At 44.4% G+C, this 342-nt stretch carries 1 protein-coding gene; it reads left to right on the top strand.

The genetic code is table 11. The annotated features are described in order from the left end of the window. A partial coding sequence (locus EST42_RS03350) for a transposase (RefSeq protein WP_167711064.1) occupies positions 1 to 342 on the top strand: 342 nt, incomplete at both ends.

The following is a 342-nucleotide window of genomic DNA, read 5'->3' as shown; positions in this document are numbered from 1 at the left end:
CCAGGCAGTCACGCACGTCGTCATGGACATGAACGCTAGCTACGCTACCCTCGTGCCGGAACTATTTCCTAATGCCCAAATTGTCATTGATCGATTCCATATCGTTCAACTAATGACCCGTGCCATCAACACTATTCGCACAGGCATTCAGCATCTACTTGATAAGCACTCTCGTGAATACAAAATAATGAAAAACGGCTGGCGCCTTTTCCTCAAAAAATACAGCAACTTAGAAACTACCCATCGTAAATATATGCGAGGCTTGAACGAATATATCACGGAAGAAGAAGCTCTCACGCTAGTGTTCAAATCATTTCCGGTTCTCGAGGCGGCTTATTTAGT

It is taken from the genome of Weissella cibaria, from assembly GCF_004521965.1.
GTDB classification, from domain to species: Bacteria; Bacillota; Bacilli; order Lactobacillales; family Lactobacillaceae; genus Weissella; species Weissella cibaria_A.
Note: the sequence above shows the minus strand (reverse complement) of the source record. Positions and strands in the feature narration are given on the sequence as shown.